General features: G+C 71.3%; 1 protein-coding gene. It reads left to right on the top strand.

All coding sequences use genetic code 11. The features are described 5' to 3' along the window. Positions 1 to 1,091 precede the first annotated feature (1,091 nt). Positions 1,092 to 1,937 (top strand): pentapeptide repeat-containing protein (locus AB0F29_RS41280; RefSeq protein WP_361884121.1); only part of this gene is annotated, 846 nt, incomplete at its 3' end.

Raw genomic sequence — 1,937 nt, forward strand, 5'->3', positions numbered from 1 at the left:
GCACCCGATCTCGGTGTAGAGGGTCTGGAGGGTCCGGGTGGTGGGCCAGTCGATCATCTGGAACGTGCCGTCGGCGTAGAGGGCCAGGGCGAAGCACTGAGTGTCGGTCACTTTGGGCCTTTCGTGGTGTGGGTGGGGTGCGTTTCGTGGTCGGCTGCCACTGCCGACCAACAAGACAAGTGTATCTAGTTTCACCGTCATTGAGGGTGGTTTTCAGGGCGTTTCCGCAGGTCAACCCATACGAGTGGGGTGGCGGCGGGGGGTTGGCGGGGTGCCGCGCCCCTGCCGCGCAGCGGCCGGGGTTCCGTCCGGCAGCGCGGAGCGCTCGGGGTGGCGCGGAGCGCCGCCTCGCCTGGCCGGGCGGTCCCGCCGTGGGGAGCGGAGCGGACCCGGCGGGGAGGGTGGCGGGGGCGAGAGCGCGGAGCGCGCGGCCGGGGAGCGGAGCGGACCGGCGGCCCCGGCATCCTCGGGCGTGAGAGCGCGGAGCGCTCGGTCCCGGGGAGCGCCAGCGGACCGGGCACGCCCCGCAGGGGTGAGGAGCGCAGCGGATCACCCCTGCACGCGGCGGCCCGTCAACCCCCCGCCGCCACCCCAAAGTGAACGGGCCGTCAGGCCCGGGGCTCCGTAGCCGTCAGACTCCCGCCCCCATCGTGCCTTGCTGCGCCCCGCTCGGCCCCGACGCCGCCGCGCTCTTCGTACCCTGCTGCGCCCCGTCCTGTCAGCGGATGCGGGCGACGGTGAGTGTGCCGTGGCGGCCGGACCCGGCGAGCACTTCCACCACCAGCTCGGTGCTGAGCGCCGTGTACGCCTCGTCGCCCGCGCGGTGCTCCCCGTGACGGGGGCCTCGGCGAGTGCTGCTCCGATGCGTGCGGCAAGCGCGGGGGCCAGGCGCGCGGAGAGGCGGAGCCGGGTCGATCCGGGCAGGAGGAGCGCGAGAGCGCGAGGCCGGCCGCGGGGGCCGGTGGAGCCGACCACGCGGGCGTCGGCCGTGTCCGCGTGCCGATCTTCACCCATGCCGTGCGGAGGACCAGGTCCTGCGGATATCGTGCTCGCTCTGCAACCACCGACCTCAGCGCCTTGTCTTCATCGTCATGATGTTCAGGCGAAGGCCACGATCACTGAATGAACGCGAGCTGCGGCTGTGGAAGGTTGGCCGCGCCCTGGTTCTGACCTTCGTCGCTGCGGTCCTGGTCGCGGGCGGCGTCTTCTACGGGTTGGTAGTCCTGCTGGACTTCCAGGAGATCGACACCACCGCGAAGCTCGACGCGAAGACGCTCTTCGACCTGGTGAAACTCTCCTTCGGCGTGGTCGCCGGGGCCGGCGCGCTCGTCGCCCTGGTCGTCGCCTACCGCCGCCAGCGCGTCGACGAAGCTGGCGCCCACCGCGAGGCCACCCGGCTGCACACCGAGCGCTTCTCCCAGGCTGTCGACAAACTTGGCTCGGAATCCCCAGCCGTCCGACTCGGCGGCGTCCACGCGCTGGCAGGCCTGGCCGACGACGCCCCCGACGACAACCTGCGCCAGACTTGCATCGCCGTCCTGTGCGCCTACCTCCAGCTCCCCTTCACACCCGACCCCGGCGACGACCCTGCCCACCAAGAGGAACACCACCGCTACCTGGCCCTCCGTAAGGTCCGCCACACGATTCTGCGCCTCATAGGCGACCACTACCGGCTCCCTCAGGGAACCCACCGATCCTGGCAAGGCTGCGACCTCGACCTCACCGGCGTCACCATCGACGGCGACATGAACTTCAGCGGGGCGGAGTTCTTCGACGGCGTCGTGTCCTTCAGCGGGACGGTGTTCTCCGGCGGCAGGGTGCTCTTTGACGGGGCGGTGTTCTCCAGCGGCAGGGTGCTCTTTGACGGGGCGGTGTTCTCCAGCGGCAGGGTGTCCTTCGGCAGGGCGGTGCTCTCCGGCAGGGCGGTGTCCTTCGGC

This window comes from Streptomyces sp. NPDC026589 (assembly GCF_040638385.1).
Lineage (GTDB): Bacteria > Actinomycetota > Actinomycetes > Streptomycetales > Streptomycetaceae > Streptomyces.